The sequence below is a fragment of the Ruegeria hyattellae genome (assembly GCF_041537925.1).
In the GTDB taxonomy this organism is placed as follows: domain Bacteria; phylum Pseudomonadota; class Alphaproteobacteria; order Rhodobacterales; family Rhodobacteraceae; genus Ruegeria_C.
Window position 1 is genome coordinate 13614 of sequence record NZ_JBGOSH010000005.1, and the last position, 16092, is coordinate 29705.

At 61.1% G+C, this 16092-nt stretch carries 13 protein-coding genes; 8 read left to right on the forward strand and 5 right to left on the reverse strand.

Annotation, left to right across the window (positions count from 1 at the left end):
* The first annotated feature begins 323 nt into the window (after window positions 1-323).
* The gene (locus AB1E33_RS13410; RefSeq protein WP_372577787.1) at window positions 324-1193 is read left to right on the forward strand and encodes a phytanoyl-CoA dioxygenase family protein; all 870 of its coding nucleotides are present in this window, start codon (window positions 324-326) and stop codon (window positions 1191-1193) included.
* On the forward strand, window positions 1190-1813 hold the full coding sequence (locus AB1E33_RS13415; RefSeq protein WP_372577788.1) for an HD domain-containing protein: 624 nt from the start codon (window positions 1190-1192) through the stop codon (window positions 1811-1813). The genes AB1E33_RS13410 and AB1E33_RS13415 overlap by 4 nt, the downstream gene beginning before the upstream one ends.
* Before the next feature lie 71 nt (window positions 1814-1884).
* Here AB1E33_RS13415 and AB1E33_RS13420 read toward each other — a convergent pair whose 3' ends face one another.
* The 4 genes from AB1E33_RS13420 to AB1E33_RS13435 form a co-directional block, all read right to left on the reverse strand.
* Window positions 1885-2664, reverse strand: a complete 780-nt coding sequence (locus AB1E33_RS13420; protein ID WP_372577789.1) for a gamma-glutamyl-gamma-aminobutyrate hydrolase family protein — start codon at window positions 2662-2664, stop codon at window positions 1885-1887.
* Between the two features lie 139 nt (window positions 2665-2803).
* Window positions 2804-3658, reverse strand: a complete 855-nt coding sequence (locus AB1E33_RS13425) for a DUF4396 domain-containing protein (protein WP_372577790.1) — start codon at window positions 3656-3658, stop codon at window positions 2804-2806.
* Window positions 3659-3730: 72 nt separating this feature from the next.
* On the reverse strand, window positions 3731-4156 hold the full coding sequence (locus AB1E33_RS13430) for a GlcG/HbpS family heme-binding protein (protein ID WP_372577791.1): 426 nt from the start codon (window positions 4154-4156) through the stop codon (window positions 3731-3733).
* 85 nt (window positions 4157-4241) lie between these two features.
* Window positions 4242-6383 carry a malate synthase G gene (locus AB1E33_RS13435; RefSeq protein ID WP_372577792.1) on the reverse strand — a complete coding sequence of 714 codons (2142 nt, stop codon included), beginning with the start codon at window positions 6381-6383 and terminating at the stop codon, window positions 4242-4244.
* A gap of 190 nt (window positions 6384-6573) precedes the next feature.
* On the opposite strand from AB1E33_RS13435, the gene pepN reads away from it, so the two are divergent.
* From pepN to AB1E33_RS13465, 6 genes are all read left to right on the forward strand, one after another.
* Window positions 6574-9126 carry an aminopeptidase N gene (gene pepN / locus AB1E33_RS13440; RefSeq protein ID WP_372577793.1) on the forward strand — a complete coding sequence of 851 codons (2553 nt, stop codon included), beginning with the start codon at window positions 6574-6576 and terminating at the stop codon, window positions 9124-9126.
* A 65-nt stretch (window positions 9127-9191) separates the two neighbouring features.
* Window positions 9192-9614, forward strand: coding sequence for a hypothetical protein (locus AB1E33_RS13445; RefSeq protein WP_372577794.1), 423 nt, complete (start codon window positions 9192-9194; stop codon window positions 9612-9614).
* Window positions 9615-9754: 140 nt separating this feature from the next.
* Window positions 9755-11029, forward strand: a complete 1275-nt coding sequence (locus AB1E33_RS13450) for a hypothetical protein (RefSeq protein ID WP_372577795.1) — start codon at window positions 9755-9757, stop codon at window positions 11027-11029.
* 88 nt (window positions 11030-11117) lie between these two features.
* Window positions 11118-12629 carry an Asp-tRNA(Asn)/Glu-tRNA(Gln) amidotransferase subunit GatB gene (gatB, locus tag AB1E33_RS13455; RefSeq protein ID WP_372577796.1) on the forward strand — a complete coding sequence of 504 codons (1512 nt, stop codon included), beginning with the start codon at window positions 11118-11120 and terminating at the stop codon, window positions 12627-12629.
* Between the two features lie 6 nt (window positions 12630-12635).
* On the forward strand, window positions 12636-13619 hold the full coding sequence (locus tag AB1E33_RS13460; RefSeq protein WP_372577797.1) for a hypothetical protein: 984 nt from the start codon (window positions 12636-12638) through the stop codon (window positions 13617-13619).
* 177 nt (window positions 13620-13796) lie between these two features.
* Entirely contained in the window at window positions 13797-15542 is a 1746-nt protein-coding gene (locus tag AB1E33_RS13465) for an adenylate/guanylate cyclase domain-containing protein (protein WP_372577798.1), read from the forward strand.
* A 34-nt stretch (window positions 15543-15576) separates the two neighbouring features.
* On the opposite strand, the gene AB1E33_RS13470 is transcribed toward AB1E33_RS13465, so the two are convergent.
* The gene (locus AB1E33_RS13470; RefSeq protein WP_372577799.1) at window positions 15577-15894 is read right to left on the reverse strand and encodes a hypothetical protein; all 318 of its coding nucleotides are present in this window, start codon (window positions 15892-15894) and stop codon (window positions 15577-15579) included.
* Window positions 15895-16092: the final 198 nt, after the last annotated feature.

A 16092-nucleotide genomic window follows, 5' to 3' on the forward strand; every position in this document is an offset into this window, starting at 1 on the left:
TCAAACACTCAGGGGCAACAATCTCCTGCGACATCCGCGTCGGCGCCCCCTCGCCTCGGCGGGATCAATATAGAGGTATACTAGATCATGGGCACCCGGTGCGTCTGTGACAAGATACACACAAGGAACGTTGCCGTGAGCCGTTGTAACCATGCAGCACAGCCTAACAGGGGGATCGGGCACAATTGCGGCGATATGCTGGCGCAACGCGGCCAAACCATACCGGATGCGACCATTTCGATGTCGGAGATGGCGTGGACACCGCCGCAGGCACCCCACGACACTGATCGCAGCAGAATCGCAAACGGGCGGAGGACCGAGCCATGACACAGGCAGATGCGACCCTGACGACAGATCAGACACAGGCCTATTGGCGGGACGGTTTCCTGTTCCCGCTCACCGTGATGGGTACGGACGAGGCCGCGCGGTGGCGCGCCGAATTCCAGCGGATCGAGCAGGACTGGACCGATAGCGACCTGCCCCGCCCTCTCAACACCTACAAGAAAATCAACGCCCATTGCGTGATGCCCATGGCCTATCAGGTTGCGATGGACCCCAGGATACTGGACGCGGTCGAACCCATCCTCGGTCCCGATATCCTGATCTATGCGGTCGAGTTCTTCGTCAAGGAACCGCAAACCCGACATATCGTCACAATGCATCAGGACCTGACTTATTGGGGATTGGGCGAGATCGACGGGCTGGTCACCGCCTGGCTGGCGCTGTCGCCCGCCACGCCCGCCTCGGGCTGCATGGATTTTGTCGCGGGCAGTCACAAGAACCCGATCCTGCCGCATGAAGACACGTTCAGCGACACCAACCTCCTGAGCCGGGGACAGGAGATCAAGGTCGATGTGCCCGATGAAGACAAGGTTGCGATCGAGTTGCAGCCGGGCCAGATGTCGCTGCATCACGGGCTGACCATCCACGGCTCGGGCGCAAACCGTACCGATGACCGGCGGATCGGCCTGGTCATCCGTTATTGCCGACCTGAGATTGCCCAGCAGGTGGCCGACCGCGACTATGCCATGCTCGCGCGCGGAGCGGACCGGCATGGCAATTTTACATTGATGGCACCGCCCGAAACCCTGTTCGCGCCGCGCTCGCTGGCGCTTTACGAAGAGGTCATGAAGGCTGAGCTTGCCGCCAAGATGGCCGGGGCCAAAGAAAAGAAAGGGGTTTATGCGGGATGAAACAGGTCAAGTTCACCCAGATGAAGGACGGCACGCGCGAAGAATATGAATTCCTCACCGCGCATGAAATCGACCACACCAAACATACCGCCGACCGGTTGCTCAAGGCGCTGGTCGAGCTTGATGAAAGCCTGTCAGGCTATCAGGTCACAAGGCTTGGTCATTCGCTGCAATCGGCAACCCGCGCCTGGCGCGACGGGGCAGACACCGACTGGGTCGTCTCGGCGCTGCTGCACGATATCGGTGATATCTATGCGCCCTACAATCATGACGAATACGCCGCCACGATCCTCAGACCCTTCGTGCGCGAACAATGTGCCTGGGTGGTCCAGACCCATGGCGATTTCCAGATGCTCTATTACGGGCATCACCTGGACGGGTTTGACCAGAACAAGCGCGACCGCCATCGCGGCCACCCATGTTTCGACGACAATGAGGTGTTCTGCGAACGCTGGGATCAGGCCTCGTTCGATCCCGACTATGACACGCTGCCGCTGGAGTTCTTCGCGCCCATGGTCCGCGAGGTGTTCGACCGCAAACCCTATGACTCAGAGGTGATCCGACCGGGCCAACGGGAACCCCTGAGCGACCCCGTGATCGCCGAACACCGCGCCGCCTGAACACGCGAAAAACAGAGCTTCCGGCGGTGTGAGACCGGTACAAGGCTGTTTGAACGGCCTTGTCTCCCGGATCAGGCAGATTTCTGATATCCGATTCCGCGTCGGGACTCGGACCATTCCCGCGCCGCATCGCCGAAGGCCTTGAACAGCGGGCGCGACACCGGGTCACTGCCCGGATTCCATTCCGGGTGCCATTGCACTGACAGGGTAAAGCCCGGCGCGCCCTTGACATAGATCGCCTCGGGCGTGCCGTCCGGGGCCTCTCCGTCGATCACGATCCGTTCACCCGGCTTGTTGATCCCTTGCCCGTGCAGCGTGTTGGTCATGACCTCGCGCGCGCCCAGAACCTTGTGAAACACCCCACCCTCGCGCAGCGTCACCACGTGGCGCAGGGCAAACTTTTCCTCTAGCGTGCCATCGGGCGGCATCCGGTGGTTCATCCGCCCCGCCAGATCGCGGATTTCGGGGTAGAGCGTGCCACCCATGGCGACATTCACCTCCTGAAATCCCCGGCAGATGCCGAGAAACGGCTGCCCCCGCTCGACGCAGGCCCGGACCAGCGGCAGCACGATCGCATCGCGCGCCCGGTCGAACTCGCCATGCGCATCGGTCTCGGCCTCGCCATATTCCGCCGGGTGCACATTGGGTCGCCCGCCGGTCAGCACAAAGCCGTCGCAGACCGCGAGCAATTCTTCGACCGATACAAAGCGCGGGTCCGACGGGATCAGTAACGGCAGGCATTCCGAGACATTGGCCACCGCATCCGAATTCATCGTTCCGCCCGCATGGGTCGGATACTGATCATTCATCAGGTAGGAATTGCCGATGATTCCGACAACCGGACGCGCCATGGATGCTCCTGCACTGGGTTTCACGTTGTGATTGACTGTATTGCCGCCCTATCCGCTTCGCAACAATGCACAATCTGCGCCATGGCGCAGGCGCGTGTGGAATGCTGCACAATAACGCGGCGGAGTCGCTACACCAAACCTAGAACATGATCGGCGTTACTCGCGCGGTCAGCCACAACGCCGCAACCAGCAGCGCGTAGGTGCCGATGACCCAGCCCAGAGCCTGTCCGGTCGGCAGCGACCGCATGGCCATCTTGTGGTCGTGCCCCATGTCATGATCCATTTGGCCGCCCATCTCCATCCCCTCATGCCGCTCCAGTTCCGGCGAGCGGTGCCCCGCGTCCGGTGCCGGACCATCCGCACCGGGCAGCGTCATGCAGCCATGCTTGAGGTGGTTCGCCACCAGCCAGTGGTTGATGGGAAAGGCCACAACGGCACCAACAATGGTCGCCAGGCTCATACGGAACCAGAACTCCGGCGTCAGTGGATCCTCTGAACCGGGCCAGGTGGCGGAGAGCAGCACCATCGTCGGGATCATGCCGGCCATCACGAAATTCATCGACACGGTCTCGGCAAAGATCGTCTTGCGCACTGCCTGGCCATAGCTGCCGAACATCGGCAGCATCATCAGAGCCTGAAAGATGAAAAGGCCCGATATGAAGCCAAAGGAATACTCGACGACGATATCCCAGCCATTGGGCAGAGCCAGGAAATGCACCAGGCTTGCAGCCACGATGATGCCGGTGGCGTCCCCGGCCACGCAATGCATCTCACTGTTCACGCCTTGCTTCCAGGTGGCGCTGGTGAAGGCGTCATGCCCGCCGGGAAACGGCCTTCGGCAGGTCAGGAGGTAGAAGAACAACCCCACCGGCCCGGTATAGAGCGTCACCAATATCCAGGCCGCCCGCTGCACCCAGCTTGTCACGCCATTGAACAGCGAATCCCAAACCACGAATGCCGTGCTCGCACCCGTGAGCAGAAACCAAACCAGCATGGCGCCCTCGAGCATCGGTATTCCCCCCAATCCGGATGATCGGAGACTACACCCATTTTTGCAGCAAGACGATCAAATCTCGCCTGTCAGACCCACCGCCTCGATCGCCGCAAGGGCCGCCGCGGCGTCATTGTCCGATGTGTCACCCGTGACGCCGATAGCAGCAATCACCGCACCTTTCTTGTCGCGTACCAACACGCCGCCCGGTACCGGCACCACCTGCCCGCCATAGACCCCGTTTACAGCAGCCATGAAATAGGCCTGCCCTTCGGCGCGCTGCATCTGCGCGGTCCCGGCCATGCCCAGCATCACCGCGCCATAGGCCTTGCCATGAGCAATCGCGAATCGCCCCGGCGCCGCGCCGTCCTCGCGCTCAAACGCCTGCACATGCCCGCCCGCATCCAGCACCACGACCGACAGCGGCTTGAGATCCATTTCGCGCCCCTTGTCCAACGTCTTGCGAATGATCGTGCGTGCGCGCCTCAGTGACAATGCCATGATCTGGTCCTTTCCTCTGGCAAAAAAATATCCTCGGGGAGCGCGAGGGACAGACAGCCCCTCGCTCCCGCCCTGTCCGTCAATCTCAAAGGCTGGCCTTTAGTTCCAACCGCCGCGCATGCAGCACCGGCTCGGTATAGCCCGAGGGCTGCGTCCGCCCCTTGAACACCAGATCACAGGCGGCCTGAAACGCGATTCCGTCATAGTTGGGCGCCATCGGGCGATAGCCCGGGTCACCCGCATTCTGGCGGTCCACCACCTCGGCCATCTTGCGCAAGCTGCCCATCACCTGCTGCGCATCCACCACCTGGTGATGCAGCCAGTTGGCGATATGCTGGGCCGAGATTCGGCAGGTCGCGCGATCCTCCATCAGCCCCACATCGTTCAGATCGGGCACCTTGGAACAGCCTACGCCGTGATCGACCCAGCGCACCACATAGCCCAGAATGCCCTGCGCGTTGTTCTCGACCTCGCGCATGATCTGCTCCGGCGTCCATTTGCGGAACGCGGCCAGCGGAATGTCCAGCAGCCCGTCCAGATGCGCCCGCCGCCCCCCGGCGCGCAAACGCTCCTGAACGGCAAGCACATCGACTTTGTGATAGTGCAACGCATGCAGGGTCGCCGCGGTCGGGCTGGGTACCCAGGCACAGGTGGCCCCCGCTTTGGGATGCTCGATCTTCTGCTCCAGCATCGCCGCCATCAGATCGGGCATAGCCCACATACCCTTGCCGATCTGCGCCCGGCCCATCAGCCCGCATTCCAGCCCGATATCGACATTCTGGGTCTCATAGGCCCCGATCCAGCCCTTGCGCTTGATGAAGTCCTTACGGCTGAACGGCCCTGCCTCCATCGAAGTGTGGATCTCGTCGCCGGTGCGGTCCAGAAAGCCGGTATTGATGAAGGCCACCCGCGACTTCGCCGCGCGGATACATTCCTTGAGGTTGGCACTGGTGCGGCGTTCCTCATCCATCACGCCGATCTTCACCGTATGACGCGGCAGGCCCAGGATGTCCTCGACCGCGTCGAACACGCGATCTGCAAAGGCAACCTCTTCGGGTCCGTGCATCTTGGGCTTCACGATATAGACCGAGCCATGCAGCGAATTCCCGCTCTTGCGTTGCAAGTCGTGCATGGCAATCAGCGTGGTGGTCAGCCCATCCATCAGACCTTCGAAAATCTCGCTGCCGTCGCGATCCAGCACCGCCGGGTTGGTCATCAGATGACCCACATTGCGCACCCAGAGCAACGCGCGCCCCTTCAGCACCACCGACGCCCCATCTGGGCCGGTGAAGTCGCGATCCGCATTCAGCACACGGCTGACCGTCTTGCCGCTCTTCTGGAAAGAGGTCTCCAGATCGCCCTTCATCAGCCCCAGCCAGTTGGAATAGGCCAGCACCTTGTCCTCGGCATCGACGCAGGCGACGGAATCCTCGCAATCCATGATCGCGGACATCGCGCTCTCCAATCGCACATCGGCCAGCCCGGCCTGATCGCGGCTGCCGATGGCATGTGCGCGATCGAATACCAATTCCACATGCAGGCCATTGTTGCGCAGCAGCACCGCATCCGGCGCCTTGGGATTGCCGCGATATCCCACGAATTTCTCGGGCTGCATCAGCGGCTGATCGTCGATCAGCAGCGCGCCGCCCTTCACATGGTAACGCCGTACATCCGCATGGCTGGTGCCGCTGATCGGGAACGCCTCGTCCAGAAATACCCGTGCCCGCGCCACAACCCGCGCGCCCCGGCCCCGATCATAGCCCCCCGACGGCGGCGCAGACCCCATCGCATCGGTGCCGTAAAACCCGTCATAGAGCGACCCCCACCGCGCATTCGCGGCGTTGAGCGCATAGCGCGCATTGGTGATCGGCACCACCAGCTGCGGCCCCGGCACCTGCGCGATCTCGGGGTCGACATTGGCTGTGTCGATCTCGAACTCCTCGCCCTCAGGCAAGAGATAGCCGATATCGGTCAGAAACGCCTTATAGGCCCCGGCATCATGGGGCGCGTCGCGATGGGCGACATGCCAGGCATCGATCTCTTGCTGGATATCTTCGCGCTTTTGCAACAAGGCGCTGTTTTCCGGTCCGAACTCATGCGCCAAGCGGCTCAACCCGGCCCAGAACGTTGCCGCGGACACGCCCGTGCCCGGCAGGGCCTCCTGCTCAATGAACTCCGCATATTCGGTTGCAACCTGCAATCCGTGCTTCTCAACCCGCGCGCTCATTGCCGCCCTCCGATTGGTAAGGTTTTCTATCCACTTCGATCTAATGAATGAGTTTCAGATAGGCAACGGGCGAATGCAATCGTGAACTTGCGCGTTTCCAAAACCGCCCTTGCATGTGCCCCGACTCAATCCGCTTGCGCCCCTGCCTGCCTGCGATACACCTATCTGCACCACGCCAAGGGAGCCTATCATGCGAGACGCAGCACCTCAGACGATTTACCTCAAGGACTACACCCCGTTCGGCTTCGACGTGCGCGAGGTTAACTTGGTCTTTGATCTTGCCCCAAACGCCACGCGGGTCACCAGCCGAATCCGTTTCGCCGCAAAACCGGACGCTGAAATCCGCGATTTCTTCCTGCATGGCGAGCAGTTGAAGCTGATCCGGGCCGCAATAGACGGCGAAGAGATCACCCCGACCCTGACCGAGACCGGCCTGACCTGCGAGGTCCCCGAGGGTGAGTTCACCTTCGAGGCTGAGGTCGAGATCGACCCGGCAAACAACACCGCGCTCGAAGGGCTCTATATGTCGAACGGCATGTACTGCACCCAATGCGAGGCCGAAGGGTTCCGCAAGATCACCTATTACCCCGACCGCCCCGATGTGATGTCGACCTTCACCGTCCGGGTGAACGGCGACCTTCCAGTACTGCTGTCGAACGGCAACCCGGTGGATCAGGGCGAAGGCTTCGCCGAATGGCACGACCCCTGGCCCAAACCCGCATATCTCTTTGCGCTGGTGGCGGGCGACCTGGTGGCCCATTCCGATCACTTCACCACCGTCTCGGGCCGCGAGGTGGACCTGAACCTCTATGTCCGCCCCGGCGATGAGGGCAAATGCACCTTCGGCATGGACGCTTTGAAGCGCTCGATGAAATGGGACGAGGATGTCTATGGCCGCGAATATGATCTCGACGTCTTCAACATCGTCGCGGTCGATGACTTCAACATGGGCGCGATGGAGAATAAGGGGCTGAACGTTTTCAACTCCTCCGCCGTTCTGGCCAGCCCGGAAACCGCGACCGATAGCAATTTCGAACGGATCGAGGCGATCATCGCCCATGAGTATTTCCACAACTGGACCGGCAACCGCATCACCTGCCGCGACTGGTTTCAGCTTTGCCTGAAGGAAGGCTTGACCGTTTTCCGCGACGCGCAGTTCACCTCCGACGTACGCAGCGCCCCGGTGAAACGCATCGGCGACGTGATAGACCTGCGCGCGCGGCAATTCCCCGAGGATAACGGACCGCTGGCCCACCCGGTGCGGCCCGAGAGCTTTCAGGAGATCAACAATTTCTACACCGCCACCGTCTATGAGAAAGGCGCCGAGGTGATCGGCATGCTCAAGCGACTGGTGGGCGATCAGGCTTATGCCGAGGCGCTGGACCTCTATTTCGCGCGCCATGACGGGCAGGCCTGCACGATCGAAGACTGGCTGAAAGTATTCGAGGATGTGACCGATCGCGACCTGAGCCAGTTCAAACTCTGGTATGCACAGGCAGGCACGCCCCGTGTAAAGGTCGAGGAAGACTGGGCTGACGGCACCTACTCCTTGACCCTGTCGCAGGACATCCCCGATACGCCCGGCCAGGTCGGCAAGGCACCAATGCACATCCCCGTCGCGGTTGGCCTGCTTGGGCCCAACGGTGACGAAGTGCGCGAGACGCAGACGCTGGAACTGACCGAGGCGCGCCAGACCTTCACCTTTGACGGTCTCGCCGCGAAACCCACTGCCTCGATCCTGCGCGAATTTTCTGCCCCGGTCATTCTGGACCATGATGTCAGTCGCGATGAACAGGGCTTTCTGCTGGCCCATGATACCGACCCCTTCAACCGCTGGAGTGCAGCGCGGGTGCTGGCCACCGAGACGTTGCTCAGCATGATCACCGATGGCACAGCCCCCGGGGCCGATTATCTGGACGGTGTGCTCAGCGTGTTGCGCAATGACGACCTCGACCCCGCCTATCGCGCCCTGATGGCGGGGCTGCCGACGCAATCGGAACTGGCAGGTGTGTTGGCCGATCGCGGCCTTACTCCCGACCCGATGGCGATCTGGAGGGCAAGCGAGACGTTGAAACAGGCGATGGCGCAACACGCGCAGGATGTGCTGCCGCGGCTGCAGAGCCAGATGCGCGTCATTGCCAGCTATAAACCGGATGCCGAGCAGTCCGGCAAGCGCTCGCTGGGTGGTGTTGTTATGTCGTTGACCACCAGGCTTGATGGTGGCGAGCTGGCGGCCAGCGAATATGCACGCGCCGACAACATGACCCTGCAACTCTCGGCGCTTGGTGCGCTCTTGCGCGCGGGCAAGGGGCAGGAGGAACTGGCTGAGTTCTACAGCCAATGGCAGGCCGATCGGCTGGTGATCGACAAATGGTTCGGGCTTCAGGTGTCGCTGGCCGATCCCGACCAGACCTGCGCCGTGGCGCAAAAGCTAACCGAACATCCCGATTTCCACTGGAAGACGCCCAACCGGTTCCGCTCGGTTCTGGGACCGCTGGCGATGAACCATGCGGGTTTTCACCATGCCGATGGCAAATCCTATGCGTTGCTGGCCGACTGGCTGATCCGGCTCGATCCGGTGAACCCGCAGACCACGGCGCGGATGTGTTCCGCCTTCCAGACCTGGAAACGCTATGACGCCGACCGGCACGCGCTGATCCGGACGCAGCTTGAACGCATCGCCGCAACGCCCGACCTGTCGCGTGACACGACCGAGATGGTCAGCCGCATTCTGGACGCCTGAGCGATGCGCCAGACGCGGTCAATTATTGCCACCACTTTGCCCCCCCCCGGCGGGCGGTGACGGAGGTGTTCCACCATCATCACCGCAGCCGCAGCTGGCGGGTGCTGGGCATTCTGGGCTTGGTCTATGCCGTACTGCTGCTGGGGATCGTCACGATTGACCTGGCTTGGTGGATCGCCGCGCTTGGCGTGTTGGTCACCCTGCCCGCGCTCTATGAATTTCTGACCGACCGGCGGGCGGGCCTGACCCTCACCGGGCAGGAGCTGAGCTGGTTCTCCGGCACGCTGACCCAAAAGGTGCCGCTTGCCCGCATCAAGACCGCCCGCTTCGATACGCGCTGGGACCTGTCGGTGCGGGTCACGCTGATCCTGCAAAACGACAAAAAGCTCCGACTACCCCATGAATGTCTGCCACCACACCGGGCGCTCGAGACGCGCTTGCAACAGGCGGGATTACACGTGGAACGGCATCATTTCACGATCTTTTGACGGATTGATGCGGATGCCAGAACGGCACCTCCAGATTACCGCAAAGACTGTCCCGCTGCGTCCCTTCCGGGCCACGATTGTGCCTCAAACCGCCCGCAGGTTCAGCCGCAGAAACCAGAACGGCGCGAGCGGGAAACGGCATGTTGAAACACAAGGCAGGGATTGGATTGCGGCTGAGGGCGCTGACGGCGCGGCTGCGGGCGCGCAAACCGGCAGACTCCCTGATAAGGCGGGTCGGGGCCTGCGCGCCCGCCTTTGCCGCCGAAGACCGGCTGAACATCCCGGTCAACGACTGCGCGCATGAGGAAATCCAGGCCGACATCCTCCGCGAGCGGGGCCGGTTTCTGGTCCGGCAGGAGCGTTGGTCCGATCTGGCGCAAGAGATGCGCCGGGCCGAGGCGCAGCGCGACAGCACCCCGGGTGGACTACCAGCGGTGGACCTGCTGGCTTTCGGCGCCCGCGCCGACGTGGTCGAGACCGTCGAAAGGGCGCTGGCCTCTGGCACCGTGGCGGACGAAAGGCCTCTGCTGGACGGCGTGATGGGGTTCGAAGCCGCCTTGCAGGATCATCGTGGCGATCCGATGATCGCGCTTGTCGTGGCGCTGACCCATATCGATTTGGGCTGGGCCTGGCGGGGTGCCGACTGGCCAGAAGCCACCCCGGCGCGGCACAAAAACCGCGCCAAAGCCCATTTCGACCGGGCCGGAACGTTGCTGTCGCGCCATTGCGACACGGCTTTGCAAAGCCCGGCCATGCTGGCAGCTCGCTGCGCCGCGCGCACCGGTGGCAAGGAAAATGCCACAGTGGTCGCCGATGAATACGAGGCGCTGATCGATCTTGCCCCGGAAAACCCGCGCCATATGCGCGTGCTCGGCAATCACATGTTGCCACGCTGGTTCGGCAGCTACACCGCATTGGAGCTTGAGGCGCGCCGGACAGCTGCGCGCACCCAGTTCATGTGGGGAGCTGGTGGCTATGCCTGGGTCTATTTCGACGCCATCGCGCTAGATGCAGGGGCCTGCGCGCGGGTGGATGTCACCTTTTTCCTCGACGGGCTGCGCGACATTTTACGCGCCCGTCCTGATCAGGAGATGGTCAACCTGCTGACCGCCTTTTGTTGTGTTGCACTGCCCGGTGGGGCCGGTGGGAACGATCCGGGTCGCGATAATCGCGCCCGGATCGCGGCCGCCGCCGACTGGCTGATCCGCGACCACCTGACCGAGATCCACCCGATGGTCTGGGCCCATGCCTCGAACCAGTTCGCCAACAATCTGCATGTGCGCTCTGCCCGACCATTCGCCGCGCGGGGGCAAGCGGATGCGCTGCGCTGCCTGTCGGCGCTGTTTGCGGATGAAATCCGTCAGGGCCAGCGGGTCACTTTCACCCGCGACGGGCTGCGGCTGGAGGCGGTCTGAACCCAGCACGCACCGCATTGCCTCTTGCCCATGGCCCGAGCCGGGCCTAGAAGGCGGGTCGAATCTGATGCGGACAAAAGGCGCACCCATGCTGGACCTGACCTACGACACGCCCAAAGTCAAAACCATTGCCGGAGCCAAGCACGATTGGGAACTGGTGATTGGGATGGAAGTGCATGCGCAGGTCTCCTCCAACGCCAAGCTGTTCTCGGGCGCCTCGACGCAGTTCGGCGCGGAGCCCAATTCCAACGTGGCCTTCGTGGACGCCGCCATGCCAGGCATGCTGCCGGTGATCAACGAATACTGCGTGGAACAGGCGGTGCGCACCGGGCTGGGGCTGAAGGCCGGGATCAACCTGAAGTCAGCCTTTGACCGCAAGAACTATTTTTATCCCGACCTGCCGCAGGGCTATCAGATTTCCCAGCTCTACCACCCTATAGTGGGCGAAGGCGAAGTGCTGGTCGAGATGGGCGACGGCACCGCGCGCCTGGTGCGGATCGAACGCATTCACATGGAGCAGGATGCCGGCAAGTCGATCCACGACATGGACCCCAACATGTCCTTCGTCGACCTCAACCGCACCGGTGTATGCCTGATGGAAATCGTCAGCCGCCCCGATATTCGCGGCCCCGAAGAGGCCGCCGCCTATATCGCCAAGCTGCGCCAGATCATGCGCTATCTGGGCACCTGCGATGGCAACATGCAGAACGGCAACCTGCGGGCGGATGTGAACGTCTCGATCTGCCTGCCTGGCACGTATGAGAAATATCAGGAAACGCAGGATTTCTCGCATCTCGGCACAAGATGCGAGATCAAGAACATGAACTCCATGCGCTTCATCCAGCAGGCCATCGAGGTCGAGGCCCGCCGCCAGATCGCGATTGTCGAGGGCGGTGGCAAGATCGATCAGGAAACCCGGCTCTATGATCCCGACAAGGGCGAAACGCGCTCGATGCGATCCAAGGAAGAGGCGCATGACTATCGCTACTTCCCCGACCCCGATCTCTTGCCGCTGGAGATCGAACAGGCCTGGGTCGATGACATCGCCGCTGGGTTGCCGGAACTGCCGGACGAGAAAAAGGCTCGGTTCATCACGGATTTCGGCCTGACCGATTATGATGCCTCGGTGCTGACGGCCGAGGTGGAATCCGCCGCCTATTTCGAGGACGTGGCCAAGGACCGCAACGGCAAACTGGCGGCGAACTGGGTCATCAACGAGCTGTTTGGCCGTTTGAAAAAAGAAGATCACGAGATCACCGACAGCCCGGTTTCGCCCGCGCAACTGGGCGGGATCATCGACCTGATCGCGTCCGACGCGATCTCGGGCAAGATCGCCAAGGACCTCTTTGAGATCGTCTATACCGAAGGCGGCGACCCGGCTCAGATCGTCGAGGATCGCGGCATGAAACAGGTCACGGATACCCGCGCCATCGAGGCCGCCCTGGACGAGATCATCGCCACCAACCCGGCGCAGGTGGAAAAGGCCAAGGTGAACCCGAAACTTGCGGGCTGGTTCGTGGGTCAGGTGATGAAAGCCACCGGCGGCAAGGCCAACCCAAAGGCGGTGAACCAATTGGTGGCACAGAAGCTAGGGGGGTAAGGCAGGGTGACCCAGAGTGAGCTAGCCCCGGACCAAACCACGATCCTGCTTCATATGGGCATTCACAAAACCGGCTCGACATCACTACAGAAAAACTTTGCAAAGCACCGACCTTTGCTCAGAGCAGGTGGCATCCGATTTATCGGTCACGGCGGGCCTTATCGGAACCTCTACTCCGCCTTCCTGAACGACCCCATGCGCTTTGTCTGGAACAGACAGTCAAAGCTGAACGCCGAGCAAATCCGGCTGCGCGATCAGCAAACCTTGGCTGATTTGCGCTCCCGGCTGACCCGATGCCAAAGACATACCATCGTTATCTCAAGCGAACGGCTGTCAATGCTTCAACCTTCGGAAATGCGGGCATTGAGGGGTTTCCTGACACCCTACGGCACTGTGAATGCGGTTTTTTTCTACCGTGAACTCGATAGCTGGATCTCGTCCAACAGCCAGGAGATGGCTAAGGCCGGGATTGCAACAGAGCCCACCGACTTCACCCTCGCGCTCAGGCGAATCCGAGAGATGCCCTTGCGGGTCGCCGACGTGTTCGGGCCTGACAACACCACGTTCATTCGCTTCGAAGACGCCATTCAGATGGGAATTTGCGATACCTTTCTGTCAACCTTCGGCCTCCCGACGCTCACCCAATTGGGCGGCGACGAAATTATTGCGAACCAGTCGATCTCGCATGCCGCAGTCGAGGCGCTATATGAATACAATCGGCAATATCCACTTGGGAGCCCAAACAGAGATCCCGAAGAGGTGAACCGGATTATGGCCCTGCCAGGCGCAAAGTACCGGGCACCGGGATTCAGTCGCGAACAGATCGCGCAATATGCGCAGGCGAGGGCTGAGGTCGCAGACAAACTGGGACTGAGACTGAAAGCGCCGGAATGCCTTCCTGTCCGCCAGGAGTATGAGACCGGCAGGCTGGGACGGGCCTTTAGATCTGCTGAGAGGCGGATTCTGAAAATCTTCGGCAAAACCGCGTGACAGCAAACGGTTATGAGCCACCACGGCCCGATCCTGTGCCCGTAGCATCTCGTTATCTTTCACGGACGGGTTGGTTCGCAGGTCGGGTACGGACCCTTCAGAATCGAACCGACTCCCCAGAGCACCGTTTTTGCGGTAACTGCTTTAGAAGCACCTTCCTTTTCCGGAGTCCCGTGTGTGGAGCGAAGATTAAGCGCGATATTGGCGGCCGATGTCGTCGGATATTCAAATATGATGGCCACCGATGAAGAGGTCACGCTGGCGCGATTGAAGTCCCATCGGGAAGAGGTTTTCGACCCTGCTGTGCGTCGTTTCAATGGCCGTATCGTCAAACTGATCGGAGACGGTACATTGGTCGAGTTCGCTTCTGTTCAGGAGGCCGTCCGCTGCGCCGTCGACATTCAACAGCAGTTGGCTGCGACCTCACTTAGACTAAGCCTGCGCATAGGTGTTCACTTGGGAGATGTCGTCGTCGAAGGCGACGACATCTATGGCGACGGGGTCAATGTCGCCGCCAGACTGGAAGCGGAGGCCAAATCAGGCGGCATCTGCATTTCTTCGATCGTCTATGACAGCTTGGCGAACAAGCTTGGTGAGCGATTTGTTGACCAGGGGCTGCAGAATCTTAAGAACCTCACAAGACCAATCAAGCTCTATAAGTGGGAGCCGTCTGGCAATGTGACCCCAACGGCAACAACTGCAGCAAGAGACAAGCCTTCTGTTGCGGTAATGCCTTTCACCAACATGAGCGGCGACGACGATCAGGAATTCTTCAGCGATGGGATTTCGGAAGAAATCATCACCGGTCTGTCCCGGTTTCGAACCTTGTTTGTGGTAGCCCGGAAATCGGCTTTCAGCCTCAAGGGCAAAGACCTGACCGCCAGCGAAATCGGTGCAAAGCTTGGCGTGCAGTATCTGCTGGAGGGCAGCGTACGCCGCTCCGGAAAGCGCATCAGGATCACCGCTCAACTGGTTGAAGCTGAAACCGGAAATCAAATCTGGGCCGAGCGATATGATCGCGAACTGGAGGATGTCTTCGCAGTTCAGGACGAGGTCGCGCGCAATATCATTGCGGTGCTGCCCGGACGTGTTCAGCACGACGTGGCTGATCGGGTGTCATCAAAACCTGCAGAGAACATGCGCGCGAACGAATTGCTGTTGAAGGCCAAGGCGTTGCGCGATGGGTTGAACGCACAAGATAACGCCAAGGCGCGGCAACTGCTTGAGAGAGCACTTGAACTGGACCCGGAATATGCACGCGTTTACATGTACTTGGCGGATACTTATGTTGTTGACATCTGGCTCGGTCTTGCCGACGCCGAGGCCGAGGCCGCCGATATGGCGCTGGAAATCGCCCGAAAAGGCGCGACACTTGATAATCGCGATGTCTATATCCAGGACCAGATGGGATATGCCTATCTTTGCGCCCACCTGTGGTCTCAGGCGGAAACCCAGTTCGACAGAACATTGTCGCAGATAGTCAACGAAGCGGAATCGATGGCGTGGTGTGGGTATGGGTTTCTTTTGTTGGGGCATCACCAAAAGGCGGAAAAAGTTGTCGCCGAGGCGATGCGGCTGGACCCGTTACACCCCCCTGCTCTCGACTGGATAATGGGGCAGATCTGCTTTTTTCTGGGCCGCTATGACGAAACCATCGCGCGGTTGATCGGCGAAGCGCTTCTCAACTCGATTGGCAGGGCGTTTCTTGTTTCGGCATATGCGCATTCCGGGCGGATCGAGGAAGCGCGCGTCGCGCTGAAATCATTTGTCCGACATCGGCGCGAGGAGCTTGCAAGCCGTGGCGTCGCCGTTGCAGCCGACACGGTCGAACACCTAACCACCGGGTATCGAAACATGTGGCGGCGACAGGAAGAACTTGATCAGTTGATCTCGGGGTTGAAAATGGCCGGTCTGCCCGATTGATCGACCGGCCCACTCGAGGGGTTGCAGGTCCACCTCACCCCGTCGGCACCATCAGCAACACCCATTCACCGATCGTATCGACCTGGGTCGCGCCTTCGGAGAGGCGCTCTTCGATCAGCACGGTCTCCACTACCGGGCAGCCGACCAGGACCGAGGCGTCGCCGAGATATTCGACGGTCAGCTCGTTTTCTCCGATCACCTGACAGGTGCCGTCCGCATCCGGGTAAGGCCTTGCGGCGACGAGGCCCGAGGCTTCGGGCGGGCCATAGCTTGCGGCGCCGGAAGGAGGGCTGGTGTCGCAACCACCCAGTGTTGCGATCAGAAGGGCGGCTGCGAAGGGGGTGTAATTCATGAGAACAAGGTCTTTCTGATAATCCGGGTCCGCTCGACCCGGCTCCTGTTTAGGCGAAAAGCATTGAAAAATCACCTGTTGCGCTTTGGGCGGGCGGGATCGGGGGCGCAACGGGCGGTGTTTCGCGCATGTTGCGGCGAACAGGCGAAACCGGGGGCATGGCCGTTAGCGCGCAACGGCAGGACTTTTCGTGCGGGG

Excerpts from the sequence above, each read along its gene's own strand:
- AB1E33_RS13410 (WP_372577787.1), top strand. The coding sequence starts at position 324 with ATGACACAGGCAGATGCGACCCTGACGACAGATCAGACACAGGCCTAT.
- AB1E33_RS13415 (WP_372577788.1), top strand. The coding sequence starts at position 1,190 with ATGAAACAGGTCAAGTTCACCCAGATGAAGGACGGCACGCGCGAAGAA.
- AB1E33_RS13420 (WP_372577789.1), bottom strand. The coding sequence starts at position 2,664 with ATGGCGCGTCCGGTTGTCGGAATCATCGGCAATTCCTACCTGATGAAT.
- AB1E33_RS13425 (WP_372577790.1), bottom strand. The coding sequence starts at position 3,658 with ATGCTGGTTTGGTTTCTGCTCACGGGTGCGAGCACGGCATTCGTGGTT.
- AB1E33_RS13430 (WP_372577791.1), bottom strand. The coding sequence starts at position 4,156 with ATGGCATTGTCACTGAGGCGCGCACGCACGATCATTCGCAAGACGTTG.
- AB1E33_RS13435 (WP_372577792.1), bottom strand. The coding sequence starts at position 6,383 with ATGAGCGCGCGGGTTGAGAAGCACGGATTGCAGGTTGCAACCGAATAT.
- pepN (WP_372577793.1), top strand. The coding sequence starts at position 6,574 with ATGCGAGACGCAGCACCTCAGACGATTTACCTCAAGGACTACACCCCG.
- AB1E33_RS13450 (WP_372577795.1), top strand. The coding sequence starts at position 9,755 with ATGTTGAAACACAAGGCAGGGATTGGATTGCGGCTGAGGGCGCTGACG.
- gatB (WP_372577796.1), top strand. The coding sequence starts at position 11,118 with ATGCTGGACCTGACCTACGACACGCCCAAAGTCAAAACCATTGCCGGA.
- AB1E33_RS13470 (WP_372577799.1), bottom strand. The coding sequence starts at position 15,894 with ATGAATTACACCCCCTTCGCAGCCGCCCTTCTGATCGCAACACTGGGT.